34 protein-coding genes and 1 pseudogene are annotated in these 25635 nt (G+C 63.1%); 15 read left to right on the forward strand and 20 right to left on the reverse strand.

Annotated features, from left to right (window positions below):
- Positions 1–66 precede the first annotated feature (66 nt).
- Together ACLGL5_RS03140 and ACLGL5_RS03145 are read left to right on the forward strand one after the other, a co-directional pair.
- Complete coding sequence (locus ACLGL5_RS03140) at positions 67–804, forward strand: DUF899 domain-containing protein (protein WP_019861630.1); 738 nt, start codon at positions 67–69, stop codon at positions 802–804.
- Positions 805–887: 83 nt separating this feature from the next.
- Positions 888–1601 carry an SGNH/GDSL hydrolase family protein gene (locus tag ACLGL5_RS03145; RefSeq protein WP_019861631.1) on the forward strand — a complete coding sequence of 238 codons (714 nt, stop codon included), beginning with the start codon at positions 888–890 and terminating at the stop codon, positions 1599–1601.
- A gap of 28 nt (positions 1602–1629) precedes the next feature.
- On the opposite strand, the gene ACLGL5_RS03150 is transcribed toward ACLGL5_RS03145, so the two are convergent.
- Both ACLGL5_RS03150 and ACLGL5_RS03155 read right to left on the reverse strand, forming a co-directional pair.
- Positions 1630–1791 (reverse strand): hypothetical protein, encoded by a 162-nt coding sequence (locus ACLGL5_RS03150; RefSeq protein ID WP_080643995.1) that lies wholly within the window; start codon positions 1789–1791, stop codon positions 1630–1632.
- Between the two features lie 114 nt (positions 1792–1905).
- Positions 1906–2859 (reverse strand): ring-cleaving dioxygenase, encoded by a 954-nt coding sequence (locus tag ACLGL5_RS03155; protein ID WP_069090317.1) that lies wholly within the window; start codon positions 2857–2859, stop codon positions 1906–1908.
- Between the two features lie 287 nt (positions 2860–3146).
- Between ACLGL5_RS03155 and ACLGL5_RS03160 the strand changes: the two genes are divergently transcribed.
- The 4 genes from ACLGL5_RS03160 (at position 3147) to ACLGL5_RS03175 (ending at position 5309) form a co-directional block, all read left to right on the forward strand.
- Complete coding sequence (locus ACLGL5_RS03160) at positions 3147–3314, forward strand: hypothetical protein (RefSeq protein WP_019861634.1); 168 nt, start codon at positions 3147–3149, stop codon at positions 3312–3314.
- 144 nt (positions 3315–3458) lie between these two features.
- Positions 3459–4049, forward strand: coding sequence for a DJ-1/PfpI family protein (locus ACLGL5_RS03165; RefSeq protein ID WP_069090318.1), 591 nt, complete (start codon positions 3459–3461; stop codon positions 4047–4049).
- A 66-nt stretch (positions 4050–4115) separates the two neighbouring features.
- Positions 4116–4523 carry a hypothetical protein gene (locus tag ACLGL5_RS03170; RefSeq protein ID WP_019861636.1) on the forward strand — a complete coding sequence of 136 codons (408 nt, stop codon included), beginning with the start codon at positions 4116–4118 and terminating at the stop codon, positions 4521–4523.
- Between the two features lie 66 nt (positions 4524–4589).
- Positions 4590–5309 (forward strand): helix-turn-helix transcriptional regulator, encoded by a 720-nt coding sequence (locus tag ACLGL5_RS03175; RefSeq protein ID WP_019861637.1) that lies wholly within the window; start codon positions 4590–4592, stop codon positions 5307–5309.
- Between the two features lie 60 nt (positions 5310–5369).
- Here ACLGL5_RS03175 and ACLGL5_RS03180 read toward each other — a convergent pair whose 3' ends face one another.
- The 3 genes from ACLGL5_RS03180 to ACLGL5_RS03190 all read right to left on the reverse strand — a co-directional run bounded on the left by ACLGL5_RS03180 (position 5370) and on the right by ACLGL5_RS03190 (position 7896).
- Positions 5370–6062: a DUF1013 domain-containing protein gene (locus tag ACLGL5_RS03180; RefSeq protein ID WP_019861638.1), complete on the reverse strand. Its 693-nt coding sequence runs from the start codon at positions 6060–6062 to the stop codon at positions 5370–5372.
- Positions 6063–6445: 383 nt separating this feature from the next.
- Positions 6446–6586, reverse strand: a complete 141-nt coding sequence (locus ACLGL5_RS03185) for a DUF1127 domain-containing protein (protein ID WP_064981134.1) — start codon at positions 6584–6586, stop codon at positions 6446–6448.
- 299 nt (positions 6587–6885) lie between these two features.
- The gene (locus ACLGL5_RS03190) at positions 6886–7896 is read right to left on the reverse strand and encodes an NAD(P)H-quinone oxidoreductase (RefSeq protein WP_069090319.1); all 1011 of its coding nucleotides are present in this window, start codon (positions 7894–7896) and stop codon (positions 6886–6888) included.
- Between the two features lie 122 nt (positions 7897–8018).
- On the opposite strand from ACLGL5_RS03190, the gene ACLGL5_RS03195 reads away from it, so the two are divergent.
- The 3 genes from ACLGL5_RS03195 to ACLGL5_RS03205 all read left to right on the forward strand — a co-directional run bounded on the left by ACLGL5_RS03195 (position 8019) and on the right by ACLGL5_RS03205 (position 9846).
- On the forward strand, positions 8019–8213 hold the full coding sequence (locus ACLGL5_RS03195) for a DUF1192 domain-containing protein (RefSeq protein ID WP_027047479.1): 195 nt from the start codon (positions 8019–8021) through the stop codon (positions 8211–8213).
- Between the two features lie 90 nt (positions 8214–8303).
- Positions 8304–9551: an MFS transporter gene (locus ACLGL5_RS03200; RefSeq protein ID WP_069090320.1), complete on the forward strand. Its 1248-nt coding sequence runs from the start codon at positions 8304–8306 to the stop codon at positions 9549–9551.
- Positions 9552–9582: 31 nt separating this feature from the next.
- Positions 9583–9846, forward strand: coding sequence for an ArsR/SmtB family transcription factor (locus tag ACLGL5_RS03205; protein ID WP_019861642.1), 264 nt, complete (start codon positions 9583–9585; stop codon positions 9844–9846).
- A 31-nt stretch (positions 9847–9877) separates the two neighbouring features.
- On the opposite strand, the gene ACLGL5_RS03210 is transcribed toward ACLGL5_RS03205, so the two are convergent.
- The 5 genes and pseudogenes from ACLGL5_RS03210 to ACLGL5_RS03230 form a co-directional block, all read right to left on the reverse strand.
- Entirely contained in the window at positions 9878–10342 is a 465-nt protein-coding gene (locus tag ACLGL5_RS03210; RefSeq protein ID WP_069090321.1) for an SRPBCC family protein, read from the reverse strand.
- 57 nt (positions 10343–10399) lie between these two features.
- Positions 10400–10873 carry an SRPBCC family protein gene (locus tag ACLGL5_RS03215; RefSeq protein WP_019861644.1) on the reverse strand — a complete coding sequence of 158 codons (474 nt, stop codon included), beginning with the start codon at positions 10871–10873 and terminating at the stop codon, positions 10400–10402.
- Positions 10874–10884: 11 nt separating this feature from the next.
- Positions 10885–11220, reverse strand: a complete 336-nt coding sequence (locus ACLGL5_RS03220) for an ArsR/SmtB family transcription factor (RefSeq protein WP_069090322.1) — start codon at positions 11218–11220, stop codon at positions 10885–10887.
- A 5-nt stretch (positions 11221–11225) separates the two neighbouring features.
- A pseudogene (locus ACLGL5_RS03225) lies at positions 11226–11877 on the reverse strand (glutathione S-transferase family protein).
- A 103-nt stretch (positions 11878–11980) separates the two neighbouring features.
- Positions 11981–12817: an alpha/beta fold hydrolase gene (locus ACLGL5_RS03230; protein WP_069090323.1), complete on the reverse strand. Its 837-nt coding sequence runs from the start codon at positions 12815–12817 to the stop codon at positions 11981–11983.
- 94 nt (positions 12818–12911) lie between these two features.
- Between ACLGL5_RS03230 and ACLGL5_RS03235 the strand changes: the two genes are divergently transcribed.
- From ACLGL5_RS03235 to ACLGL5_RS03245, 3 genes are all read left to right on the forward strand, one after another.
- Entirely contained in the window at positions 12912–13433 is a 522-nt protein-coding gene (locus tag ACLGL5_RS03235) for a winged helix-turn-helix transcriptional regulator (protein ID WP_019861648.1), read from the forward strand.
- Between the two features lie 77 nt (positions 13434–13510).
- Positions 13511–13744, forward strand: a complete 234-nt coding sequence (locus ACLGL5_RS03240; protein WP_020629062.1) for a hypothetical protein — start codon at positions 13511–13513, stop codon at positions 13742–13744.
- A gap of 192 nt (positions 13745–13936) precedes the next feature.
- Positions 13937–14368, forward strand: a complete 432-nt coding sequence (locus ACLGL5_RS03245) for a GlcG/HbpS family heme-binding protein (protein ID WP_038650156.1) — start codon at positions 13937–13939, stop codon at positions 14366–14368.
- Positions 14369–14616: 248 nt separating this feature from the next.
- Here the strand turns inward: ACLGL5_RS03245 and ACLGL5_RS03250 are convergent, their stop codons facing one another.
- From ACLGL5_RS03250 to ACLGL5_RS03290, 9 genes are all read right to left on the reverse strand, one after another.
- Positions 14617–15018, reverse strand: coding sequence for a hypothetical protein (locus tag ACLGL5_RS03250; protein ID WP_019861651.1), 402 nt, complete (start codon positions 15016–15018; stop codon positions 14617–14619).
- A 154-nt stretch (positions 15019–15172) separates the two neighbouring features.
- Positions 15173–16126 (reverse strand): agmatinase, encoded by a 954-nt coding sequence (locus ACLGL5_RS03255; RefSeq protein WP_019861652.1) that lies wholly within the window; start codon positions 16124–16126, stop codon positions 15173–15175.
- Between the two features lie 30 nt (positions 16127–16156).
- Complete coding sequence (locus ACLGL5_RS03260) at positions 16157–16831, reverse strand: amino acid ABC transporter permease (protein ID WP_019861653.1); 675 nt, start codon at positions 16829–16831, stop codon at positions 16157–16159.
- Positions 16828–17211, reverse strand: a complete 384-nt coding sequence (locus ACLGL5_RS03265; RefSeq protein WP_348628526.1) for an amino acid ABC transporter permease — start codon at positions 17209–17211, stop codon at positions 16828–16830. The genes ACLGL5_RS03260 and ACLGL5_RS03265 overlap by 4 nt, the downstream gene beginning before the upstream one ends.
- Complete coding sequence (locus tag ACLGL5_RS03270) at positions 17154–17486, reverse strand: ABC transporter permease subunit (protein ID WP_245306983.1); 333 nt, start codon at positions 17484–17486, stop codon at positions 17154–17156. Before ACLGL5_RS03270 ends, ACLGL5_RS03265 begins: the two co-directional genes overlap by 58 nt.
- Before the next feature lie 97 nt (positions 17487–17583).
- A complete protein-coding gene (locus ACLGL5_RS03275) occupies positions 17584–18441 on the reverse strand; it encodes a transporter substrate-binding domain-containing protein (RefSeq protein ID WP_038650161.1) in 858 nt (285 codons plus the stop codon).
- Entirely contained in the window at positions 18434–19030 is a 597-nt protein-coding gene (locus ACLGL5_RS03280; protein WP_080643833.1) for an Lrp/AsnC family transcriptional regulator, read from the reverse strand. Before ACLGL5_RS03280 ends, ACLGL5_RS03275 begins: the two co-directional genes overlap by 8 nt.
- A 260-nt stretch (positions 19031–19290) precedes the next feature.
- Entirely contained in the window at positions 19291–19473 is a 183-nt protein-coding gene (gene rpmF, locus ACLGL5_RS03285) for a 50S ribosomal protein L32 (RefSeq protein ID WP_008873867.1), read from the reverse strand.
- A gap of 288 nt (positions 19474–19761) precedes the next feature.
- On the reverse strand, positions 19762–20523 hold the full coding sequence (locus tag ACLGL5_RS03290; protein ID WP_019861657.1) for a biosynthetic peptidoglycan transglycosylase: 762 nt from the start codon (positions 20521–20523) through the stop codon (positions 19762–19764).
- Positions 20524–20601: 78 nt separating this feature from the next.
- Between ACLGL5_RS03290 and ACLGL5_RS03295 the strand changes: the two genes are divergently transcribed.
- From ACLGL5_RS03295 to ACLGL5_RS03305, 3 genes are all read left to right on the forward strand, one after another.
- Positions 20602–21519 carry a polyprenyl synthetase family protein gene (locus tag ACLGL5_RS03295; protein WP_038650167.1) on the forward strand — a complete coding sequence of 306 codons (918 nt, stop codon included), beginning with the start codon at positions 20602–20604 and terminating at the stop codon, positions 21517–21519.
- A gap of 51 nt (positions 21520–21570) precedes the next feature.
- A complete protein-coding gene (locus ACLGL5_RS03300; protein WP_019861659.1) occupies positions 21571–22326 on the forward strand; it encodes an SDR family oxidoreductase in 756 nt (251 codons plus the stop codon).
- Positions 22327–22438: 112 nt separating this feature from the next.
- Positions 22439–24784, forward strand: a complete 2346-nt coding sequence (locus tag ACLGL5_RS03305) for a response regulator (protein ID WP_069090324.1) — start codon at positions 22439–22441, stop codon at positions 24782–24784.
- 24 nt (positions 24785–24808) lie between these two features.
- Here the strand turns inward: ACLGL5_RS03305 and ACLGL5_RS03310 are convergent, their stop codons facing one another.
- Positions 24809–25549, reverse strand: a complete 741-nt coding sequence (locus tag ACLGL5_RS03310; RefSeq protein ID WP_069090325.1) for a class I SAM-dependent methyltransferase — start codon at positions 25547–25549, stop codon at positions 24809–24811.
- Positions 25550–25635: the final 86 nt, after the last annotated feature.

Consider the following 25635-nt stretch of genomic DNA (forward strand, 5'->3'; position numbering starts at 1 on the left):
CGTTGCCGGCGATGTCGGTTTGCGCTCGTCCCGAACGTCCTTGGGATGAGAGACAGGGAGAGGTTCATGCATCGCAACAAGGTCGTTTCACGCGAGGACTGGTTCCAGGCGCACAAGGGGCATCTGGCGCGTGAAAAGGAACTGACGCGGTTGCGGGAACGTGTTGCGGCCGAGCGGCGGGAACTGCCCTGGCTGAAACTAAGGAAGGACTACGTCTTTGAGACGGAGCAAGGGCCGAAGAAACTGGCCGAGCTTTTCGCCAACCGCAGCCAGTTGATCGTCTACCACTTCGTGTTCGCGCCTGGTTCCACCCATCACTGCGAAAGCTGTGCCTTCGTCGCCGACCATATCGATGGCGCCAACCGGCATCTCAGGCATCATGACGTGTCGCTTGTCACCATATCGCGGGCGCCGCTGGCCGAGCTGCTGCCTTACAAGCAGCGCATGGGCTGGACATTCGACTGGGTGTCTTCCTATGCGTCCGACTTCAACTTCGATATGCAGGTGTCCTTCACCGACAAACAGATCGCATCCGGCGAAGCGGTCTACAATTTCGAAACACCGGTGCTGACGTCGAAGGACTTGCCCGGCACCACTGTCTTCTACAAGGGCGAAACCGGTGACATCTTCCTGACCTTCATGTCGCGCGCCCGCGGCAGCGAGCAGTTCATCGGCGCCTATCAGTATCTCGACATCGCTCCGAAAGGTCGTGATGAGACCGGTCCTTACGGGACCTTCATGGACTGGGTGCGGCTGCACGATGAATATGGGAACAGGTCGCAACAGGACGACATATACCCTTAGGGCACCGGCCGGCCATGCAAGGATCCGTTCACCTCGGCCCAAACATGCGCTAAGCCTGCCGCAGATCATTCCACGGTTCCGCCATGCGCTTCCCGGCCTCTCTCACCTGGCTTGCCTTCCCCGTCTATGTCTGGCAAGGGCTCGGCGTGCGCCGCCGCACCACGCGCATGCTGCCGGCACAGGGACCGGTCATGCACGAACTCGCTGGCAAGGCGCCTGATATCTCGCTTCTGGTGCTGGGCGACTCCTCGGCTGCCTCGGTCGGCATCGGCAATTCCGAGGACGGGCTTGCCGCGCAGCTCGCCATGCTGATTGCGCAGCGCACCGGCCGCGCCGTGCGCTGGCGCGCCGCCGGCTTCAATTCGGCGACATCGGGCCAGATCCGCGACCATGTCCTGCCCAACCTGTCGGCCGACCCATGGACGCATATCGTGCTGGCCATCGGCACCAACGACACCAAGAATTTTCATTCGGTGCCGCGCTTCAAGAAGGAGTTCGGCGGCTTGCTCTATGGCCTGCGCGCCAAATGGCCGGAGGCACGCGTCGTGTGGTCGCCGGTGCTGGAGTTCACGCGGGCGCCGGCCATGCCGCCGCTGCTCGGCAAGATCCTCGAAATCCGCGCCACCGCGATGAACCGGATGGGTGAACGGCTTTGCCTGGAGCGCGGCGCGGTGCCGGCCCCGCGCCTGCCGATCACCAATCCCGAACAGGGTTTCGCCTCGGACGGCTTCCACGCCTCGGAGGCGGGCTACCGCGCCTGGGCCGAGCATCTCGTCGGCCTGGTGCTCGCCAGCTGAACACCGACGGCCGATGCGGCCTGCAGACCTATGTCAAATGCCCGAGCACGGCCGCCAGCGAGATTGCGGCCATGGCCAGCAGCGCCAGCTTCCAGAAATCGCCGCGGCGCTTGAGCCCTGGCCAGCCGATCGGTTTGATCAGCTGGATCACCATGAAGCCGATGATGACAAGGGCGAGGAGTTTCGTCATGCCGCTTTTGATCAGCAACGTTGCCGGCTGTCAAAGCGCCTTGTTCGATCTCTGGGAAAGAACAGGGGCCGCGTCCCGAACCGGAAACGCGGCGCCCACCTTTCAGGCGGCGATCTACTTCAGCGGCTTAAGGCCGGCTTCGATCGAGGCGCGCTTCGGTTCGAGGAACGGCGGCAGGGCCAGGCTTTCGCCCAGCGTTTCCAGCGGCTCGTCGGCGGTGAAACCCGGCCCGTCTGTGGCGATCTCGAACAGGATGCCGTTGGGCTCACGGAAATAGAGTGAGCGGAAGTAATAGCGCTCGACCTCGCCGCTAGACGGCAGGCGGAATTCGGCCAGACGGGCGGTCCATTGATGCAGCGTCTCCTGGTCCGGCGCCCTGAAGGCGACATGGTGAACCGCACCGGCGCCTTGCCTTGCGGGAGCCTGCCCGGGCTGCACGGCGACATGAAGCTCCGCCGCCGGCCCGCCAGCGCCCATTTCGAAGACATGGACCTGGCCTTCGCCATCCGGCGAAGCATAGTCGCGGCCCTTGCGCATGTTCATCACCCTGGTCAGCACCGCCTCGGTGTTTGTGATGTCGGGGACGCTGATGACGATCGGCCCGAGCCCGCGGATCTGATAATCGGCCGGCACCGGGCTTTGCGCCCAGGGATGGCTGCCACCCTTGCCGCCATCGCTGACGAGCCGCAGGCGCTGGCCTTCGGGATCCTCGAAATCGAACGACGGATAGCCGCCGATGTCGGCAATCTCTCCTGTCACGATGCCTTCGCCGGCCAGGTGCTGCTTCCACCAGGCCAGGCTCTCCGGGCTGCCGACCCTTAGGCTGGTCCGCGCGATGCTGTGGGTACCGCGCCGTTCGCGGCCAACCGGCCAGTCGAAGAAGGTCAGGTCGGTGCCTGGCGTCGCTTCGCCGTCGGCATAGAAAAGGTGATAGGCCGACGTGTCGTCCTGGTTCACCGTCTTCTTGACCAGCCGCAAGCCCAGCACCTTCGTATAGAAATGAAGATTGCCAGGAGCGTTGGCGGTGATGGCGGTCAGATGGTGGATTCCTGTCAGTTGCAGGCTCATGGTCGTCTCCCTGGTTTTGGGGAAGAATTTTCTCCCTTCATATCAGAACTCCGGTCACCTCGCTGAAGGTCGCCTATCCCGACAGTCCGTCGTCTCCAACTGAACAATGATGCTCCGTAGGCAGCCTCGCGGTGAACAATCCTCCATTCGCAACTGGGCCGAAGATCACGGGCTGAGGACAATTTCCACCAGCCGGAACGATCGCCGCGCGCCCTGCCACCCTCCTGACAGACTGCTGTCAGGAGGGGTGTGCGATACTGCCTCCAGTTAGAGAGAGGAGAATAGCCATGAACGGTTTCACCATCCTGCGCGGCATGCAGCACTATGTCGGCAAGGTTCGCACCATGCGCAACGAAATTCGCACGCAGCGTTTCATGAACGCGCTGCCCGCGGACATCCGCAAGGATATCGGCTGGCCCGATATGTATGCGGAACGTCGCTCCCGCGGCAATTGAGGCGAATTTTTCGACATCGATATTGGACATGGGGCGCGCCAATGCCCAGATATCAATGCATGTCGCCCAAAAGTGGCCTCCGGTTTTTGGGGTGCGACATGCATGAAAACAAAGACGCGGCGCGTTGGGGGACGGAGCGAGCTTATGCCTGATCAGAAGACAATCGGCTTCGTCTTCATCGAAGGTTTTGCCGACTGGGAATACGGCTTGCTGGCAGCCTCGGCGGTTGAGTGGTTCGGTGCTCGTGCCGTGTCATTGACCCCTGGAGGCAAGCCGGTGACCGGGATCAGCGGCTTTCGGCTGACGCCCGACCGTTCGGCCGGCGTCGACGAGAATGCCGATCTCGACGCAGTCGCCGTCATCGGTTCCGACCAATGGGCGGGCAAGACGCCGCCGGATGTCGCTCAACTGCTCAATGCCGTTGCAACGCGCGGCGGCGTCGTCGGCGGCATCTGCGCCGGTACGCTGGCACTGGCCCGGGCTGGCATGTTCGAACAAGCCAAACATACCAGCAATCGCCGCGACTGGATCAACGGACACGAAGCCGGTTATGCCGGCGACAGCAACTATCAGGACGTGCCGCATGCGGTCGCCGATGGCAAGATCGTGTCCGCGCCGGGTTCGGCGCCTGGCACCTTTGCCCTTGCCTTTCTGAAGACGCTCTATCCCGAACGAGGCGGCGATCTCGCGCAGATGCGGACGTTGTTTGCCAGGGAATATGCTGAAGCCTCCTGACAGTATGCTGTCAGGAGACACGTGCGATGGTGGGTTAATGCGCATGGCCGGCCGAGAGAAAGATCGATGAAGAGCTGGAACGACAGGCTGAACACGCCTGGCATCCACGGCGTGAAACCGACGCCACGCACGGTGGGTGACGTGGTCGAAGGCCAGCCGATGTTGGTGCCTACCGCGCGCCAGGTCGACACTTTCATCCGTTCGATTCCGAAAGGCGTCGAGATGGATGTCCGCGCGTTGCGCACGGCCCTTGCCATCGAACACGGCGCCGAAGTGACATGTCCGGTGACTATTGGCTATCATCTGCGCACGGTTGCCGAGGCCGCCAAGGAAGACCTTGAGCGCGGCATGACGATGAGCGACATCGCGCCCTTCTGGCGCGTACTCGATGCGAAGACGCCGACAACGAAGAAACTGTCCTTTGGCGCGGAATTCGTCGCCGCGCAGCGCAAGCGCGAAGGACTGAAACCGTAATGAATGCCGTCTGGAAGCGGCTCCGGTCCAGGAGACGCTCCAGCAACAACACTGGGGAAGCAAACGATGCGCCGCGCCGACAGGCTTTTTCAGATCGTGCAGCATCTGCGGGGTGGCCGTCTGGTCACCGCCCAGAAGCTCGGCACGTGGCTCGAGGTTTCCGAGCGAACGATCTATCGCGACATTGCCGACCTGCAGTCGACGGGAGTGCCGATCGACGGCGAGGCCGGCGTCGGCTACATGATGAGGGAGGGTTTCGATCTTCCGCCGCTGATGTTCACGCGTGACGAGATCGTGGCGCTGGTTGCCGGTGCGCGCATGGTGCGCGCCTTTGGCGGCGCCGCCATGGCACGGGCCGCCGACGAGGCGCTGGTCAAGATCGGCGCGGTGCTGCCCGATGCCGAGAAGGACCGCATCGCCCGTACCGAGATCCACACGCCGATGTGGGTGGTCAGCGACGCCGCCCGCGAGGCGATCGATCTGATCGAGCGTGCTGTCGAAAAGCGCCAGGTGCTGACCATCGACTATTGCGACGAGGCCGGGCGCGGCACCGCGCGCGACATCAGGCCGCTCGGCCTGTGGTTCTGGGGCAAGGTGTGGACGTTGGTCGCCTGGTGCGAGATGCGCGACGACTTCCGCGCCTTCCGCATCGACCGCATCGCCTCGGTGGTGATCGCCGGCCGCATCTTCAAGCCGGAGCGCGGCAAGCAGCTTGCCGACTTCTACCGGGCCGTGGAGCGCAGCGAGGATTACGGTATGGCGCCGGACCGCGTGGCGCGAAACTGAGATTGCATATGGAATAAAAAAGCCCGCTCGAAGCGGGCTTTTTTTGGACTGTCGCAGACCTTACTCGTCGTCAGCGTCTTCGTTCTTCGACTTCAGCGCCGAGAGCTTGGCGAACACGGCGCTGGCGTCGAGTTCGGCATCCTCGTCCTTCGGCTTTTCGGGGGCCGGAACCAGCCGCTCGGTCAGGGCCGCCGGCAGCAGCGTGTCGCCGACCGGCTGCGCCTGTTCGCGGCCGCGCGAGGCGCGGTTGACTTCCATGTCGAGGTCGATCTGCGAGGCGAGACCCAGCGTCACAGGATCCATCGGCTGCAGATTGGCCGAATTCCAGTGCTTGCGTTCGCGGATCTGCTCGATCGTCGACTTGGTGGTGCCGACGAGACGCGAGATCTGCGCGTCCTTGAGTTCGGGATGATTGCGCACCAGCCACAGGATGGCGTTCGGCCGGTCCTGGCGCTTCGACAGCGGCGTGTAGCGCGGGCCTTTGCGCTTGGATTCCGGCACCCGCACCTTAGGGTCGGAAAGCTTCAGGCGCTGGTTCGGGTCCTTCTCGGCGCGCGCGATCTCGTCGCGAGTCAGCTGGCCGGTCATGATCGGGTCCATGCCCTTGATGCCTTGCGCCGATTCGCCGTCGGCGATCGCCTTGACCTCGAGCGGATGCAGCCCACAGAACTGCGCGATCTGCTCGAAGGAGAGCGCGGTGTTGTCGACCAGCCAGACGGCGGTCGCCTTGGGCATCAACAGCGTATTGGCCATTAGAAAAATCCTTCTCGTTCGCCCGCGTTCCCGCGCGGGCGGTGGTTTAGAGCCACCAAAATGGGAAATTCGCGGCCTGTATAACCGTTCCCTTGCCGTTTCGCAATGTTTTTGGAAGCGCGGCCGCTCCGATGGGTTCGGGAGCAGGCAAGCACGTTCGGATGGCTGGGCCGCCAGCGACATTAGCCAAGGGGACCCGCACTTTTGGGCAGGCCGCGCAAGTGCCGCGCGCGCTCCTGGAATCGCCAGGCAATTGCACTGGTCCCAAAAAGACAAAACCCGCTGGACAAGGTCCAGCGGGCTCGGAACCGGAAACGGGGAACGTCTGCGACGGCTCTACTTCTCAACATGAGCCCGGCCCTGCGGCCGGGTCATGCTTGATATCAGATCGCCTGGCGGGCGATCCGTTCGATGTCGGCGCGGTTGATGCCGAGATCGCTGAGCTGACGGGCGTTGAGACGGTTCAGTTCGCGCACGGTCTCGTTGTACATGCGCCAGTTACGGTAAGCGCGGATCGGGTTCATGGTAGTCCTCCTGATGGGGTGTTCGTTTCGATGCTGCACAGATAGTGATCATCGATGAGGACTTGAACGGCCGATTTTGCATAGCAATGATGCAAATGCTGCATTGCACCATTAAGCCTCTGTTCATCTTGTAGGCAGGGGCGAAGGGCGCTGTCCCAGGACGTGTCGAGATTCCGGTCAGGCCGAGTCGAAAATGGTTGGTACCGAGAACCGGAGCGGAGCGTACTTTTCGTACGCGAGCACCGGAAGCGCAGGTATTAGCCATTTGCAGGCCGGCCTCACCGGAATATCGATACGTCCTAGCCGACGTCGAGCACGATCTTGCCGATATGCTCGCCCTCTTCCATCCGCTCATGCGCGCGCCAGGCATCGGTCAGCGGGTAGATCATGTCCATGACGGGTGCGACCTTGCGCGTGCCGAGCAGTGGCCACACCTGTGCCTCCAGTGCCGCCGCGATCGCCGCCTTGAACTCGACGGTGCGCGGCCTGAGCGTCGACCCCGTATGGGTCAGCCGCTTGACCATGATCTTGGAAAAATCGGCGCTGGCGACGGCACCAGCCTGCACGGCGATCTGGACGATGCGGCCCTCGACCGCCGCCGCCTCGTAGTTTCGCTGGACATAGTCGCCACCGACCATGTCGAGGATGACATTGGCGCCCTTGCCTTCCGTCGCCTCCTTGACCGCCGTGACGAAATCCTCCTCGCGGTAATTGATCGCCCGGTCGGCGCCGAGCTTCAGGCAGGCGTCGCATTTCTCCCTGGATCCGGCGGTGGTGATGACATAGGCGCCGAAGGCCGAGGCCAGTTGGATCGCCGTCGTGCCGATGCCCGACGAGCCGCCATGCACCAGCAGCGTCTCGCCCTTCGTCAGGCCGCCGCGTTCGAACACATTGTGCCAGACGGTGAAATAGTTTTCCGGCACGGCCGCTGCTTCCGTGTGGGTGAAACCGGCGGGCAGCGGCAGCACGCTGCCGGTATGAACCTTGACATATTCGGCATAGCCGCCGCCGGGGGTGAGCGCGCACACCCGGTCGCCGATGCGCCAGCGCGATATCTCGTCGCCAAGGGCAGCCACTTCGCCCGACACTTCGAGGCCCGGAAGGTCCGATGCGCCGGGCGGCGGTGGATAGGCGCCCTTGCGCTGCTGCACATCGGGCCGGTTGACGCCGGCGGCATGAACCTTGATCAGGATCTCGCCCGGGCCGGGCTGCGGCACATCGCGCGTTTCCGGTTTCAGCACCCGTGGGCCACCCGGTTCCGAGATCGCGATTGCCGTCATCCTTGCCGGAATTTTTTGTACGCTCGCCATGAAGTTTCCCGTCTTTCCTCGCCGCATTCTTACCGGCTGTTTGCATCGACGCCCTTGCCCTATGTATGCTGATTGCCAAATCAGGCAAATGGCCAATCTGGTGTGGCGGAGGAGGAGCAACGATGGCGATCTTCGACGACGAACCCAAGAAGAAGGCGCGCCCGCACGAGATCGGGCAGGACCTGTCGCTGCTTTCCGTCGGTGAACTGTCGGAGCGCATCGGCATCCTTCGCGACGAAATCGCCAGGCTGGAGGCGGAGCTCAAGGCCAAGGACAACACCAAATCGGCCGCCGAGGCACTGTTCCGCCGCGGATAGGCAGACCGGTGGAACAGCCCCGCCGCCGAAAAGCCCGAATGCGACTGTCTTCAGACCTTGAGTCCCTCCAGAGTCCAGCCGGATCAATAAATGCTCGCATCCTACCGACCGATCCTCTCCCTACTTCGCGGCACTGCCTTCCTGCTGGCGGCATCGGGTCTGCATGGGCTGCTGCTTCCCCTGCGCGGCCAGGTGGAAGGGTTCTCCACCGCATCGCTCGGCCTGATGGGCACGGCCTGGGCCGGCGGCTTCGTCACCGGCTGCTTCTTTGCCCCGCGCATCGTGCGCCGCGCCGGGCATGTGCGCGCCTTCGGCGCCTTCGCCGCGTCCGGCGCCATCGTGGCCCTGCTCACAGGCCTGATCATCGATGAATATGTCTGGATCCTGCTGCGTGCCTTTACCGGCTTCACCATGGCCGGCGCCTTCATGGTCATCGAAAGCTGGCTGAACGAGAAGGCCACCAACGAGAACCGCGGCACCGTCTTCGGCCTCTATATGATGGTCACCTATGCCTCGATCATGGGCGGCCAGATGATCGTCGCCGGCGGCGACGTGAAATCGGCGTCACTGTTCATGATCACCGGCATACTGTTCTGCCTGTCGCTGATCCCGACCGCGGTTTCGACGGCGTCGCACCCCAAGCCGCTGCAGGACGTCAAGCTCGACGTCAAGGGGCTCTACGCCAACTCGCCGGTATCGGCCATCGCCTGCGTTTTGATCGGCATCGCCAACGGTGCCTGGGGCACGCTGGGTGCGGTCTATGGCGCCCGCATCGGCATTTCCACCGCCGAGATCGCCTTGATGATGAGCCTTGTCGTCGTCGCCGGTGCCGCCATGCAGCTGCCGGCCGGACGTCTCTCCGACAAGACCGACCGGCGTTTCGTATTGGCCGGTGCTGCTTTCGGCGCGGCGCTGTTCGCGCTCCTGATCTTCCTGTTTCAACCGCGCTCCGGCATTTTCGTCATCGTCTCCACCGCCGCTTACGGCGCTTTCGCCTATACGCTCTATTCGATCGCCGTAGCGCATGCCAACGACCACGCCCGTGCCGAGGACTTCGTCAAGGTGTCCGGCGGACTGCTGCTGCTTTACGGCTTCGGCACCATGATCGGGCCCTTGCTGGCGGCGGCGCTGATGGGCTGGATGCGCCCGGAGGGCCTGTTCCTGGCGACCGCCTTCGCACATCTGTCGTTGGCAGGCTACACGCTGCTGCGCATCAGCCGCCGCGCCCCGGTGCCGATCGGCGATCGCGACGCCTTCAAGACGCAGCCGGCCGACCGCTCGGTGACGCCGGAAGCATTGCGGCTTGATCCAAGAAGAAAAGCAGAAGTGGACAGTTGAGATTCGAAAAACTTTGCCTCACAAATGAGGCATGATGTTTTCCGACGCCTTCATGGCGATCGCCGACCCCAATCGGCGCCACCTTCTGGAAGAACTTCGACGCGGTCCGAAGACCGTCAACGAGTTGGCGTCCGGACTTCCAGTCTCACGCCCGGCCGTGTCACAGCATCTGAAAGTGTTGCTCGACGCCGGACTGGTCAACGCCAAGGCTGAAGGCACGCGGCGCGTTTACACGGTAAGCAATGCCGGCTTCCTGAGACTCAACATCTGGCTCGATCAATTCTGGGAAGCCTGACCGTTTCTGGCGGGCGAGCGATCAGCCACTTTCAGGTCTTCTCGTTCAGAAAAGCGCCGAGCAAATCGAGCAACACTCCGGTCCCGTGCTCGCGCGACGACGATGTGTCGTGACCATCGAGGAAAGCGCCCTGCTCGGTCAGCACCAGCCGCGTGCCCTTGCCGTCGGCAAAAAGTTCGATCGTGGCCAGCGACACGGAGATGCGGGTTTCGCCGAACAGCATGTCATAGCTGTAGACGATGCGCTGGTCCCGCACGATGTCCTGATAGGTGGCTGTGTAGACGTGGATCGGGCCATCTTTCGGCCCGCCGGCATTGACCTCCTTGCCGCCGATGCGAAAGTCCATTTGAAAACGGCCCGGCATCGGATTGTCGGGATCGGTGAACCAGCGCCGCTTGGCGTCCGCGTTGCTGAGCGCGAAGAAGACTTTCGACGGCGCCGCCGGATAGAGACGCTCTATGATGAAGGTGGAATGGACGACGGATCGTTCGATCATGTCTGGTCCTTGTTGGTAAACTGGTTTGCCGAAATAGGTCCTGCCGGCGCTTAGGCTTCAGGCATCAACCGGCTGATGCCGGAGTTCCACCGCCAGATTGTCCAGCGCAGCGCTAAACCCTGCCTGGCTGCCGGCGATCATGTCCTTGCCGCCAAAGGCCGCGATCTGGTCGGTCAGCACCAGCCGCGTTGACGTCCCCACTGGCTGAAGCTCGACCGTGACCAGCGAGACGGAAAGCCGGTTCCAACCCTCGCAAACGAGCTCGGTCGAAACGATGCGTTGCTCCGGCTCGATATCGATGTAGCGGGTCTCGACGCGGTAAATCAGGCTGCCGCGCGGCCCGCAGCGGCTGATATCCAGCCCGCCGACACGGAAATCGGCCTTGTCGTAGACCAGGTCGACATTTTTCGACGGCGTTCCCCAGCGGGCGCGCGCCTGTGGGTCGGCAAGGGCCTGGAACACCCGCGCCGGCGAGGCTTCGTAGATGCGCTCCAGCACGATTGTTGCGTGGGTCACCGATGGTTCGGTCATGATGGCCTCCTTCAGTTTTCGTCTTTGGTTTCCGCCAGAAAATCGCCGAGCCGATCCAGCCGGCGTTCCCAGGAGAGGCGCCGCTCGTTGATCCAGTGCTCGGCCGCCCTCAGCGCCTTGGGCTCGATCTGGCAAGTCCGCACCCGTCCAACCTTCTGCGTGCGCACCAGGCCGCTTGCTTCCAGAAGATTGAGATGCTGGACGACAGCCGACAGCGACATTGCCAGCGGCTCGGCCAGCTGGGTGACCGAGGCCGGACCGCGCGACAGCCGGTCGACCATTTGCCGCCGCGCCGGATCGGCAAGCGCCTGGAACATCAGGTCGAGCTGGGCGGGATCGTGGAGCATCGCGGTCAGCCGTCATTGTAGGGGAAGAACTTGAAGTAGGGCTGCGCCTCCTCGATCACCCTGGCAAAGGCAGGGCGCTGCAGCAGGCGGTCGTGATAGCGCTTCACGGCGGGATATTTGTCACCGAACGGCTCGACCTTGTTGGCATAGAAGAGTGCCGGAGACGCCGCGCAATCGGCCAGGCTGAAGGCGTCGCCCACCGCCCAGGTCTTCGACTGCATCTCCTGCTCGACGATGGGAATTGCGCAGCTGGTCGCGCGCCTGCTCGACGCCGAACGGATCGGTTTTGTCTTGCGGTCGCAACCGGTCGCCAACGATCTTCTGCATCGGCTCCTGCACATAGAAATCATAGAAGCGGTCGGCCTGGCGGACCGCCAGCGCCAGGTCAATGTCGGCGGCAACGAGTTCGACCGGCCTCGGATAGTGCGCGGCCAGATATTCCACGACGATGGTCGATTCCAGCACCGTGCGGCCGCGCGCATCATCGCGCAGCGCCGGCATCTTGCCGCTCGGCGATATCTTCAGGAAAGCCGCTCGCGAGTGCTCGTCGCCGAGATCGACGATGACCGGGTTGAAGGCGGTGGCGTTCTCGTAGAGCGCGATCAGCGGCTTCCAGCAGAAAGAGGCCAGCGGATGGAAATGCAGCGTCAGGGACATTCTTTGCTCTTCTGTTTCGTGGTTCGTCGATCGGGAGATCAACACTGAAGCATTTACTTAACTATTGCGACATGCCTTGCCCGTCAAGACCGCCTGCGATGGTTCAGTTGGACCTGATATGGGCGACGATGGCGGCTTCTATGTCGGGCCAGTCTTGCGGATGAAGCTCATGGCCGCCGCCCGCGATACGAAGGAGTTTCGCGCTGGCGACCGTTTTGGCCAGCGCCTCGCCATGTTCGACCGGAAAGATCGGATCTGAAGTGCCATGGATGATCAGCAGTGGCGCGGCCATCCCCGGCAACCGCCCCTTCCACGCATCGCCACCCTTGAGTGAAAAATGATTGGTTGCGCTCAGGAACCCGCCGGAGCGGTCGTAGTCCTGTTCGATGAAGGCTCTCATCCGGGCTTCGTCGAACGGATGTATGGTGCTGGCGATCGCCCGCGCATCCTTGACCACGAAATCGATCACCTGGCCGCAGTCCGACCAGTCGACATCGGCGCCCGCGGCCGAGTGCTCGATATAGGCGTCGGTTGTCTGCGGCAGATGCGAAGTGTCCATCCCCACCGGCGAACTGCTGATCACCGTCAGCGACGCGACACGGGAGGGGTGCTTGAGCGCCACGAGTTGCGCGATCATGCCGCCCATCGACATGCCGGCGACATGGGCCTTCCCGATGCCGTGGCTGTCGAGCACACCAATCGCATCGTCCGCCATGTCGTCGAATGTGTAGGGCGGCTTGCCGGGCGGATATTTGGTCGAACGGCCGGTATCGCGATTGTCGTAGCGGATCACATACAAGCCGGCATCCGCCAGCTCCCGGCAAAACGCCTCCGGCCACCACAGCATCGAGGCCATCGCGCCCATGATCAAAAGCAGCGCGGGATTTTCGGGATCGCCGAAGACTTCGGATTTGATCTCGGGGCGATTGATCGTCGTCATCACTCAGTCTCCTAATCTGATTGCATTTTGCAATCGGTTGCACCATAATAAAACTGATACGATAATGCAACTGGTTTTGCGTGGAGAGAATCGAATGAGCCTCGATCGCCGGTCCGGCTGCCCGATCAACCTGTCGCTGGAAGTGTTCGGCGACCGCTGGAGCCTGATCATCCTTCGCGACATGATTTTTGGCGGCAGGCGGCATTTCCGCGAACTGCTCAACGGATCGATCGAAGGCATCGCCTCCAACATCCTCGCCGACCGGCTGAAGCGGCTGATGGAGTTGGGCATGCTGACCAAGGCCGACGATCCCAGTCACAAGCAGAAGGCGATCTACAGCCTGACCGAGATGGCCATCACGCTGGTGCCGATCCTGGCCCATCTCGGCGCTTGGGGCCGCGTCTGGCTGCCAACCAGCGAGGAACTCTCGATCCGCGCCGAACTGCTGGAAAAGGGCGGACCGCCAATGTGGGAGAAATTCATGGACGAGTTGCGCCATGAGCATCTGGGTATGGCGCTCGACACGGCATCCGGTCCTTCTGTCCGTGTGACCCTGCAGGCCGCCTATCAAGCCGTGGTCGCCGGCAAGGCTCTCGGCGCCAGCCCGGCCGCCTAACCAACTATTTTCCCCCGTTTCGAGGCCGGCTCTGCTAGAAGAAGCAGAAACCACAATTCACGGGATTGGATAAGGTCTTGGTTGAGAACTCTCGGGATGCCGCCCGCGCGCGCGCCGATCTGCGCTTCAAGAAGCAGGAAGAGGCGGCCACCGTCCGCCAGAAGGCGATGGCGGAATATGCCGCCGAGAGCGACGCCCGCAAGGCCAAGACCGACAAGCTGCGGGCTCTGCGGCTGGCCAAGGAAGCCGAAGACCTAGCCAACGCGCCGGCGGCGCCCGCCAAGAAGCCTGCCCGCGCCAAGAAGAAATAGCCGCACGGCCCTTCGGCAACCCGGCCTGACCCGCCGACACCGTTCGCCTGTCGATCCAGTCGCTCGCCGGCACCACCCTGGCGGCAGCGGCCCCTCATCCCACCGCTTCACAAGAAGCAATTTCAACCGAAACCGGGATTGCTTCGGCCGGCTGACCGTCGATGATTGTCCCCTTCCCAACAGGAGATTGCCATGACCGCACTGCCGCTCGAAAAGGCCCGGCAAATCATCGATGCCGCCTTCGCCAAGGGCGCTGAACTCAAGCTCAAGCCGCTCGGCGTCTCAGTCCTTGACGCTGGCGGCCATCTGGTCGCCTTCGAGCGCCAGGACGGCGCCTCGTTCCTGCGCCCGCAAATGTCGGCGGGCAAGGCCTATGGCGCGCTGGCCATCGGCATGGGCTCGCGCAAGGTCGAGGCCTTCGCCAAGGAGCGCCCGCATCTGGTCGCCGGCATCTCGGACGTGTCGGGTGGACGTGTGCTGCCGGTTGTCGGCGGCGTGCTGATCCGTGACAAGGCCGGCACTATCATCGGCGCCGTTGGCATTTCGGGCGACACGTCGGACAATGACGAGGCCGCGGCCATCGCCGGCATCGAGGCCGCCGGTTTCACCGCGGATCCGGGCTGAAACTTCGTCATCCACGGGCGGAGCTGGAGCGAAGCTCCGTCGCGGAGACCCGAGGATCCATTCCGCGACCTTGCTGACGGGTACAGCGGAGAAGAATTCTGGACCGTGGCGACGCTTCGGAGTCCCGGCATGGATCCTGGGGTCTGCGCTGCGTCGCTACGCTCCTTGCTACGCCCCAGGATGACGACCCGATGGACGTTTCCGCCGACTGTCAGCGCAAGCGCCAGCCAAACGTCTGCGCTGAGGACCTAATTCAAATTGATGTCGCGGCTCGCCGACCGCATCGACACCGCGAACCCGGCCATCACGTCGAACAGCGCGATGATCATCAGCGTGAAGAAGATCGAGTGCGCCGCGCCCTTGACCAGCAGGAATTCGACCAGGAAGGCGACGAAGACCAGCGTCGACAGGAGATGGTCCATGATCGAGGCGCTGGTCGTGCGCGCCGACTTCACCATTTCGAGGAACAGGAAGATCAGCGCGATCAGTATCATCAGGTCGCCGAGCGTCATCGAGAACACCCCGCCCGACATCATGCGGAACGAGAAGATCTCGCTCCCCCACGGGTCGTCGCCGCCGCCGAAAATTCCGAGCAGGCCAAGATTGTAGAGAATGAAAGGCACGATCAAGAGCGGGACGGCACCGAACATCTGGCGTCTCCATATGGGGGCACCTTCTGTAGAATGCGCCACAGCCACGCCGTCAAGATTTTTCGTGCGAAGCCGCAAACACGGTCGAAGACCGGATGCAACAACCATGTCAGCCGGTTGCCCGGTCGACATGGTGCAAGCTTGAGCCAGAGGCTCAGCGCTTGAAGTAACCGGCGCGCACGGCGGCCCCGATGACATTGAGGATGATATGGCCCGCCGTCATCGAGGTGATCTCGTTGACATCGCGCGCCGGCGCGATTTCGACGATATCCATGCCGACGAGACGGCCCTTGCCGACCAGCCCCTGGATCAGCTCGATCGTCTGGCGGTAGCTGATGCCGCCCGGCTGCGGCCCCTCAACCGCCGGCATAACCGCCGGGTCAAGTCCGTCGGCATCGATGGTGAGGTAGTAGCGGCCGCCGTCTGGAATGCGTTTGAGCAGCGCCGCTGTACCGATATCCTGCCATTCATTGGTGGTGATGATGTTGGCGCCGTAGGCGCGGGCCGCCTCAACCTCTTCGGTGCGTGCGCTGCCCTGGCCACGAATGCCGACCTGAAAGATGTGCTTGATATGCGCCATCTCCGAGGCCCGGCGGATGGTGCTGGAATAACCCTCCTTAACGCCGTTGACATTGTCGCGCCAGTCGAGATGGGCGTCGAGCTGCACCAGCGTGATCGGGCCTTCGCCGTCGAACGCACGGAAGATCGGGATCGGAATGCCATGGTCGCCGCCAATGGTTATCGGCAGGGCGCCGGCGGCGCGGATCTTTCGGATCGCCGCCTCAGCTCTCTTGTAGTGCCCGACATGATCGGCGGCATTGCCGGGCACGTCGCCGACATCGACCACCTTGATGTCCTGGCCGGCGAAGACCGGCCCGCCAATGTCGAAATCATAGCGGTCGAGCCCCTGGCTGATGCGCTGCGAGGCGCGCCGCACCGCCGTCGGCGCGTTGGTCTGGTCGTTGATCAGCTCGTCGATCGTATAGGGATCGCCATAGGGCATGCCAATGATGGCTACATCGGCCTTCAGCGTGTCGAGATCCTCGACCAGCGGGAAGTTCAGGAATGTCTGGAAGACATCGCGAGGCGAGGTGGTGAGTTTGGACATGGGGTCTCCTCTGCATTGAAGGCTTTTGGATCAGGCGCCACGGCGGGCTGCGAGATGCGGCTGCAGCCTGTGCTCCAGGCTGCGAGAGACTGCCGCGACGAGGGCGGTCAAACCCCAGTACAGCAATGCGATGGCGGTGAAGATCTCCACCGGCGAGAAGGTGCGGCCGATGATGTTCTGGGCCATGTAGGTGAGTTCGGGAACCGTGATCGCCGACAGGATTGCCGATTCCTTGATCAGCGTGATGGTGAGATTGGTGGCGGCCGGCAGGATGTAGCCGAGCACCTGCGGTATCAGTATCTTGCGGAAGATGGTGAGGTAGCGCAGCCCCAACGCATAGCCGGCTTCGACCTGGCCATAAGAGATGGACTGGATCGCGCCTCTGATGATCTCAGCGGAATAGGCGCTGGCATAGGCCGACAGCGCGCCGATCGAAACCACTACCGGCGAAAGCCGGATGCCGAACATCGGCAGGGCATAGAACAGGAGGAAGATCTGGATCAGGAACGGGATGTTGCGGAAGATTTCGACGTAGGCCGAGACGACGGCAGCCGGCAGCCGCCCGCCCCTCAACTTGACCAGCGCCAGCACGACCCCGAGCGCGAAGCCGAGCGGCAGCGACACGGTGCACATCAGCACCGTGGTGCCAAAGCCCTTGGCTAGGATCTGCCAATTGTCCGCGATGACGGAGAAGTCGAACGTCATGCGCGCGCTCCCTCCGCCTTGCGCTCCAGATGCCGGGTCAAAAGGCTGCAGGAGAACAGCACGATGAAATACAACACCGCCGCCACGCAGAACGCTTCGACCGGCCGATAGGTGACATTCATGATGTTTTGCGCGGTGCGGGTCAGCTCGACCACCGCGATCACCGACAGGATGGACGAGGCCTTCACCAGCATGGTGAACTCGTTGACCATCGGCGGAATGATGGCGCCGAACAGCTGCGGCATGATGATCTTGAACCAGGTCACGACAGGCTTCAGGCCGAGCGCCTTGGCCGCCTCATACTGACCGGCGGGAATGCGGGTCAGCCCGGCACGCAGGATTTCGGCGACGAAGGCCGCGCTGTTGAAGCTGAGCGCCAGAACGCCGCCAGAAGCGGCGGCAAGTCGATGCCGACCAGGCCCGGCAGCACGTAGTAGACGACGAAAATCTGCACGATCAGTGGCGTGCCACGGATGAAGCTGGTGTAGAGCGCGCCGATCCAGCGGACCACCCGCCAGCGCGACCGGCCGCAGGCGAGCAGGCCGAAGCCGATCACTGTGCCGACGATGAACCCCAGCGCCGAGACGCCGAGCGTGATGCCGGCGCCGGTGAAGAATTGCGGCAGGAAGGTCAGCGTCTTTGAAAAATGAAGCATTTTTCAGCTCGAACGGAGGAGCACCGCCTGGCGCCGTCGATGGCCACGACAGCCCATCGTTTGCGCCGCGCCAGACAAGTTCAGGGGTCGCGAGAGCTCAGAGCGCGCCGGGCGGAAGATAGCCCTGGTCTGGCGTCTTCATTTCGAAGCCGAACCATTTCAGCTGCAGCTCCTTCAACTTGCCGCTGTCCTTCAGCTCGCCGATCTTGGCGTTGATGAATTCACGCAGGTCCTTGTCCTCCGGCCGTACCACCCAGGACAGGTAGGAGAACTCGCCGATCGAGCCGACCACCTTGTAGGTGTCCGGGACGTTCTTCATCAGCACCGCCGCCGAAGGCGAGGCGATGACGATTGCATCGACCTGGCCGGAGGCGAGAGCGACATGCGTCTCGGGGAAGGAGGTGAACAGCTTCAGCTCGCCGACCCCCTTGCCGCCCTTGTCCTTGAGCTCCTTGTCATAGGCCTCGATGACCGGCTGCACTGAAGAAGCAAGCTGCGTCGCTACCACCATGCCGTTGATGTCTTCGGGTTTCTTTATGCGCTCCTCGTCGGCACGAACGACGATGACGTTCTCGAACGAGCCCGTCGGCCTTGTGTAGGCGTATTTCGCCGCCCGCTCGGCGTTGATGCCGGTCGACGTCGCCATCAGGTCGAACTTCTTGGCCAGCAGGCCCGGCAGCAGGCCCTGGAAGGGCAAATTGAGCTGGTCGAGCTTCACGCCGAGCTGGCTGACGACGTAGTCAAGAATGTCCTTGTTGTAGCCCACGATCTGGCCGTCACGGACGAACTCGAACGGTTCGAAGGCAGCCTCGGTGCCGACGACGATTGTGCCGCGCTGCTTGATCTGGTCGACCAGCCCATCGGCATGAGCGGCGGATGCGAAGGACAGGAAGAGCGGCGCGGCGGCAAGCAGAGACAGGACGCGGCGGCGCGATGCGGACAGGAACTCACCCATTGTTACCCTCTTTTTTTTCTTCGGTTTTGCTGCGCTGGTAGGCCCGGCCTGAGTGCTTGAACACGCGGCCGATCATGTAGCTCTCGGAATCCTTGATTCCGGGAACGTTCGCCAGTTCGCTGACGAGGAAGTCGTGCAGGCTGGTCGTCGATGGCAAAGTGAGTTGGATGATGATGTCGAACGGCCCGGTCATGGCGTAGACGCTGTCGACGAACGAGTATTCCGACAGTTTCCGGGCGACGCTGATGATGTGCTCGCGGTCGACGTCGAACCCAACAATGGCAGCGATGCCGACATCGCTGCGCAAGGGGCGCACGACCGCCTGGATGCAGATGTCCGGATCCTCGAGGACGCGCGCCATCTTGCGCCGCACTGTCGCTTCGGTGACGCCGATGCGCTTAGCAATATCGACGCTCGACATCCGTCCATCGACCTTGAGCTGGGAAAGCACCGCCTGCTCGGTGTCGTCGAGATCACTCGTGCTGACGAAATCCCACATGTAATTCCCCATTGGTGTCGATTTCCGACTATTATTAAGAAAATTGCATAAGAAACCATCCATGACAATCCCACCCGCGTCGAAAAACAACGAGCACAGGATTCAATGGTCGCAATGATGCTGGAAAGCTGAGTTTGATTTGGGGAAGTCGCGTCGATGGTCGTCAGGCAGAGAGGATCAAGCGGCGCGCCAATCCGACACGCTTGGCCACGCCGCTGGAGGCAGCTTCAAGCTGCCGATCAGGATCCTCGGGATGGAGGTCGTAGCCCGAGCCCGTTAAGGTTCGCCAAACGCAAAAAGACCGGCCAGAGGCCGGTCCTTTGTAACTCAATCCTTCAAAAAAGCTGGTTTCAGCCTTCCTTGGGGGTCAGCACCTGGCGACCGCGATACATGCCGGTCTTCAGGTCGATGTGATGCGGACGGCGCATTTCGCCGGAATTCTTGTCCTCGACATAGGTCGGGGCCTTGAGGGCGTCGGCCGAGCGGCGCATGCCGCGCTTGGACGGAGAGGTTTTGCGTTTCGGAACGGCCATGGATATGCTCCACTACATGGTCAAAAGCCCCGCCCGCCCTCGTGAAAGGGCCATGTCGGGGCCTAAATCTGAGAAAGTCGGGTGCCTATACACGCCTGACACCGTTTTGGCCAGCGCTGCCATGAATTTTTTTGAGTCGGCTAGGCTAGGGCGTGTTGAGGTTCAGGTCAGGCCGAGTCGAAAACGAGGATACCGAGAACCGGAGCGGAGCGTACTTGAAGTACGTGAGCACCGGAAGCGCAGGTGTCAGCCGTTTGCAGGCCGGCATCACCTGAACATCGACACGCCCTACTCCAGACAGCCGACATAGGCGCCGGAGCGGCCGGCGCGCCGCTCGATCAGATTGGCGAGCCGTCTGAGGCCCGGCCCGGGTTTGGCCGGATTGCGGGCGATCGGATTGGGCAAGGTGACGGCGAGAAGTGCGGCCTGCCGGCGCGACAGCTGTTTTGCCGGAATGCCGAAATGGTGCTGCGCCGCCGCCTCGATGCCGTAGATGCCCGGCCCCCATTCGGCGATGTTGAGATAGATCTCCATGATGCGGCGCTTCGACATCACCGCGTCGAAATAGACCGCCAGCGGCAGTTCGACGACCTTGCGCACCGAGCCCAGTGGGCGCGACCAGAGAAAAAGGTTCTTCACCGTCTGCATGGTGATGGTCGAGGCGCCGCGCGTCGCCTCGCCGGCCAGCGCATCGTCGACGACGCCGCGCAATTCGCCGAGATCGACGCCGCGGTGGAAGCAGAACTGCCCGTCCTCCGACATGATGACGGAATGGGCCAGAACCGGCGCGACATCGTCGATCGACACCCAGCGCCGGTCATAGCCGGAGAAAGTCGCTAGGTCCTTCAGCATCAGCGTCGATACCGGGTGCACGAAGGACGGTAGGTAAAGGAAGGTCAGCACTGTCGGGATGAGCGCCAGCACCGCGGCCACGACAAGGCCGCGCCGGACCCAGCGCCTGAGACCGCGGCGGTTCAAGCCGCGCGATCTCGTCGCCATGTCCAGCTTTTCGGTTTCATGATCGACGATCGGTTCCGCCAAGCCGCCCAACCCGTGCTTCTCCTCGCTCCGGCATAATGGCGCTTGCCTTCTTGCGCAACGTCTGAGTGTCGGCTACCGGTCCCGACCATGACGAATGACGACGAAATGGCGTTCGAAATGGCGCTCATCAGGCGGGCAGCGGCCGTCGAGGTGCTGCTGCGGCGCTTGCTCGACGATCGCCCGCTTTCGGGCGAGATCGCGCGGCCCGATCGCCTGATGGCGGCGATGCGCCATGGCGTGCTGAACGGCGGCAAGCGCCTGCGCCCCCTCCTGGTCATGGAAAGTGCTGCCCTTTTCTCCGCCGACGGCGAAGCAGCACTGCGCGTCGCGGCGGCACTCGAATGCGTGCATTGCTATTCGCTGATCCATGACGATTTGCCGGCGATGGATGACGATGATCTGCGCCGTGGCCAGCCGACAGTGCACAAGGCCTTCGACGAGGCAACCGCGATCCTGGCCGGCGACGCCTTGCTGACGCTGGCCTTCGACATCGTCGCCGGCGAGGCAACCGTGCTGCCGGCGGAGCGGCGGGCGGCCTTGGTGCTGGCGCTTGCCCGTGCGGCCGGAGCCGGCGGCATGGTCGGTGGCCAGAAGCTCGACCTCGAAGCCGAGCAGACGCCGCCCGACGAGGCAGGCATCATAACGCTGCAGGCGATGAAGACTGGCGCGCTGATCCGCTTCGCCTGCGAGGCCGGCGCCATCATCGCTGGCGCTGCGGCCGAGGACCGCGAAAGACTGGCCGAATTCGGCTCGGCCATCGGCCTTGCCTTCCAGCTTGCCGACGACCTGCTCGACCTGACCGCCGACGCCAGCCAGATGGGCAAGGCGACCGGCAAGGATGCCGCAGCCGGCAAGGGAACACTGGTGGCGCTGCATGGCGCGAACTGGGCGCGCAGCCAGTTGCACGGCCTTGTCGGGCAGGCGCACGCGCTGCTCGACCCCTTTGGCGACCAGGCGGCACTGCTGAAGCAGGCTGCGACCTTCATCGCGACGCGCAACAGCTGAGTGCCCGCCGATGTCGGTGCGGGTTGAGAGACAAACGGGAGATTAGCTTCGATGCCGGCCAATCTGTTCGATCTCAGCGGGCGCCGGGCGCTCGTAACCGGCTCGTCGCAAGGCATTGGGTTCGCTCTTGCCAAGGGCCTGGCGCAAGCCGGCGCGAACGTGATCCTCAACGGCCGCGACGCAGCCAAGCTCGGCGCCGCGGCGGCGCAGATCCCCGGGGCGCAAACACTTGTTTTCGACGCGACCGATCATGACGGTGTCCGTTCCGCGATCGACAATTTCGAGCTGTCCGGCGGCCCCATCGACATATTGGTCAACAATGCCGGCATGCAGTTCCGCACGCCGCTCGAGGATTTTCCCGCCGATGCTTTCGAGCGGCTGCTGCAGACCAATGTCGCCAGCGTCTTCCATGTCGGCCAGGCGGTCGCGCGCCACATGATCAGCCGCGGCCGCGGCAAGATCATCAACATCGCCTCCGTGCAGACCGCACTCGCCCGCCCCGGCATCGCCCCTTACACGGCGACGAAGGGCGCGGTCGGCAACCTGACCAAGGGCATGGCGACGGACTGGGCCAAACACGGCCTGCAATGCAACGCCATCGCCCCCGGCTATTTCGACACGCCGCTGAATGCCGCCCTTGTCGCCGATCCGGCTTTCAGCGGCTGGCTCGAAAAGCGCACCCCGGCCGGCCGCTGGGGCAAGGTGGAGGAACTGGTCGGAGCCTGCGTGTTCCTGGCCTCCGACGCCTCGTCCTTCGTCAACGGCCATATCCTCTATGTCGACGGCGGCATCACCGCGTCGATCTGATCGCCCCATCGCCGTACGAACGAGCAATCGCGGCGGTCGCGCGAACGAAATCTTAATGTAAATGAAGCGTAATCCCGGTCGTTAAAATAATGCGTATGTGTTGGGGTTGCGCATGCCGGAATATTCTTCCTTCATCCGGTTTGTCCGGATTCGCTATCTTTCAGGATTGCTGATTTTCGCACTGGCTTCCGCGGCCATCATGGTCGCGCTCAACCGTGTCAATTCCTTCCGTCATGAGGTTGACGCGCTGAGCAGCAACCTCGTCGTCTTCACCCGCGACCTGCGCAACGCCACCAGCTTCGCCGAGACCACCGGTTCCGCCTGGCGCAACGAAACGCGCGATGCGCTGACCGCTTCGGCCCGCGACCATTCCGAACGCCTGACCGGTGAGATCGACACGCTGACCGCCCAGTTCGCCGCGCTGCGCTCGCGCCTGTCGGCCAAGACCCTCAACGAACTCGAAACCGCGTCGGTCAACGGCGATTTGTTCTGGTCGGCGCATGACATGGTGCGCAACTTCAATCTCATGTCGGTGGCGCAGAAGGCCGATGAATGGAGCTATAGGGAAATCCGCAATCAGAACGACCTGTTCGTTCAGCCGATGCTGGTCCGCGTCCGCACCGCGATGGATGAAGAGCGCCATCTGGCCGACGCGTCCAGCGACCGGTTGCTGTTGTGGGCGAGCGGCCTGTTGTTCGGCGTCCTGGCCATCGTCGCCTTCTGGATCTTCCGGCCGATGGAGCAGGCGATCCGCCGCGCCTTTGCCCAGTCGGCTGAATCCCTGTTCAAGGCCGAGGCCGCCGATCGCGCCAAGTCGGAATTCCTTGCCAATATGAGCCACGAGATCCGCACACCGATGAACGGCGTGCTCGGCATGGCCGAACTGCTGGCCAAGACCGAACTGACCCCGCGCCAGAAGACCTTCACCGACGTCATCGTCAAATCCGGCAATGCGCTGCTCACCATCATCAACGACATCCTCGATTTCTCCAAGATCAACGCCGGACAGCTCACCCTGGACCCTGCCCCTTTCCGTCTCACCGAAGCGGTCGAGGACGTAGCGACACTGGTCTCGGCACGCGTCGCCGAGAAGAACCTCGAACTGATCGTGCGCGTCGATCCGCGCCTGCCGGCCCATGTCGTCGGCGACGCCGGCCGCTTCCGGCAGATCGTCACCAATCTGGTCGGCAATGCGGTGAAGTTCACCGAGAAGGGCCACGTGCTGATCGATGTCGGCGGCGAAACCATCAACGATGTCGTCCAGCTCAGGCTGCGCGTCGAGGACACCGGCATCGGCATCCCGGCCGAGAAACTGCAGAACGTGTTCGAGAAATTCGCGCAGGTCGACGGCTCGTCGACCCGGCGTCACGAAGGCACCGGCCTTGGCCTTGCCATCGCCGCCCGCCTCGTCGACCTGATGGCCGGCAAGATCGGCGTCGAGAGCGAGATCGGGCGCGGCTCCGTCTTCTGGTTCGCGGTGCCGCTTCCCGTGCATCATGCCGAGGCGCGTGATGCGATCGTGCCGGTCGACGTCACCGGCGCGCGCGTGCTGGTCATCGACGACAATCCGGTCAACCGCGAAATCCTGCTCGAGCAGCTCAAAAGCTGGAGCTTCGACTGCGCTGCCGCCGAAAGCGGCGCGGTGGGGCTGGCCTTCCTCGATCGGGCCTGCCAGCTCGGCGCCAGCGTCGACTGCATCATCCTCGATTACCAAATGCCCGGCATGAATGGCGCCGATGTCGCCCGGGCCATCGCCGCCGACAGCCGGCTGTCAGCCATTCCGATCGTCATCCTGACCTCGGTCGATCAGGTCGATTTCGGCAAAATGATCATCGACTTCGGCATATCGGCGCATCTGACCAAGCCGGCGCGCTCGGCGGTCCTGCTCGGCACGGTCATCTCGGTCATCCAGAAGGCCCGCTCGCAGGTCGGCAAGGCGCAGTTCATCCGCGAACCGGTCCAGCCGAAGCCGGTCCCGCAGGCGGCTCCTCCTGCCTTCACCGTCATCCGTGGCCCGGCCATGCCGGTCATGGCAGCGCCGGAATCGACCGCCACGCCGAACGGCCCGATCGACATCCTCATCGCCGAGGACAATGAGGTGAACCAGCTGGTGTTCGGCCAGATCCTCAACGGGCTCGGTCTGAGTTACCGCATCGCCGGCAACGGCCGTACAGCGGTCGAGATGTACCGGTCGCTGCATCCGAAACTGATCCTGATGGATGTCTCGATGCCCGAGATGAACGGCTACGAGGCAACCCGCGCCATCCGGGCGATCGAGACCTCGTCGGGCGGCCACATCCCGATCATCGGCGTCACCGCGCACGCGCTGAAGGGCGATCGCGACAAGTGCATCGATGCCGGCATGGACGACTATCTGCCGAAGCCGGTTTCGCCCGATCGTCTGGGGACGAAAATCGGCACCTGGCTCAGCGAGACGGTGGTGGCCAAGACGGCGTGAGATACATCCGGCCAGGCTGCCTGATCAGCGCAGCCGACCGATCGGGATGATTTCCGGCGAGGTGTCCGCATAGGGTTCGCCTTGCCAGTCGCCGAGCCATTGCTCCACCAGCAGGCCGGCGTCATCCAGCATCCCGGCAAGATCTTCCCTCTTCGGAAACGCTATTTTCGATTCCGCGCCCAGAATCGGCCTGCCGCCCGGAATTTCATAGAAGGTCGAATAGGTGACCACGGCACTGGCGGCATCCCAGTCGGCATCATACCAAGCCCTGACCGTGCCAAGGCTAGGATGCTCCACCATCCTTTCGGAGCGCCGCGGCGTCCATTCCAGCCACGCCTCCACGGCGGGATTTCGCGTGTCGAAGACGAAGCGCCCACCGGGACCGAGATGTTCGGCGATGGTACGCAGCACCGCCCGCTGATCCTCGTCGGTCAGGAAAACCTGGAAAACGTGACCGGTGAGCAGCACCAGATCAAACCGTCTCCCGAGCCGCACCGTTCGCGCGTCGGCGACAACCCAGTCGACCTTGTCACCGCCGGTCCTGCGTCGCGCGATATCGAGCATGGCCGATGCGGGATCGACACCGGTGACGTTGCGCCCTTGGGCCATCTCGGCGGCCAGTTGACCCGTGCCGCAACCAAGATCGAGAACCGAGCCGCCATCCCGGGCACGACCGACGCAATAGTCGAAATCGGCGCGGCCATCCTGATTCTCGATGTCGTAGAACTGAACGAAGTCGGGATCATTGTAGATCGGATCGGTCATGCCGCGGCCTATAGCCCAAATGCTTGTCATGCGCGACAGGCGCAATCCACGCCGCCGTCGAGGCTGCGGCCTTGCTCGGGCCCCAT

This window comes from Mesorhizobium sp. U510 (genome assembly GCF_059180695.1).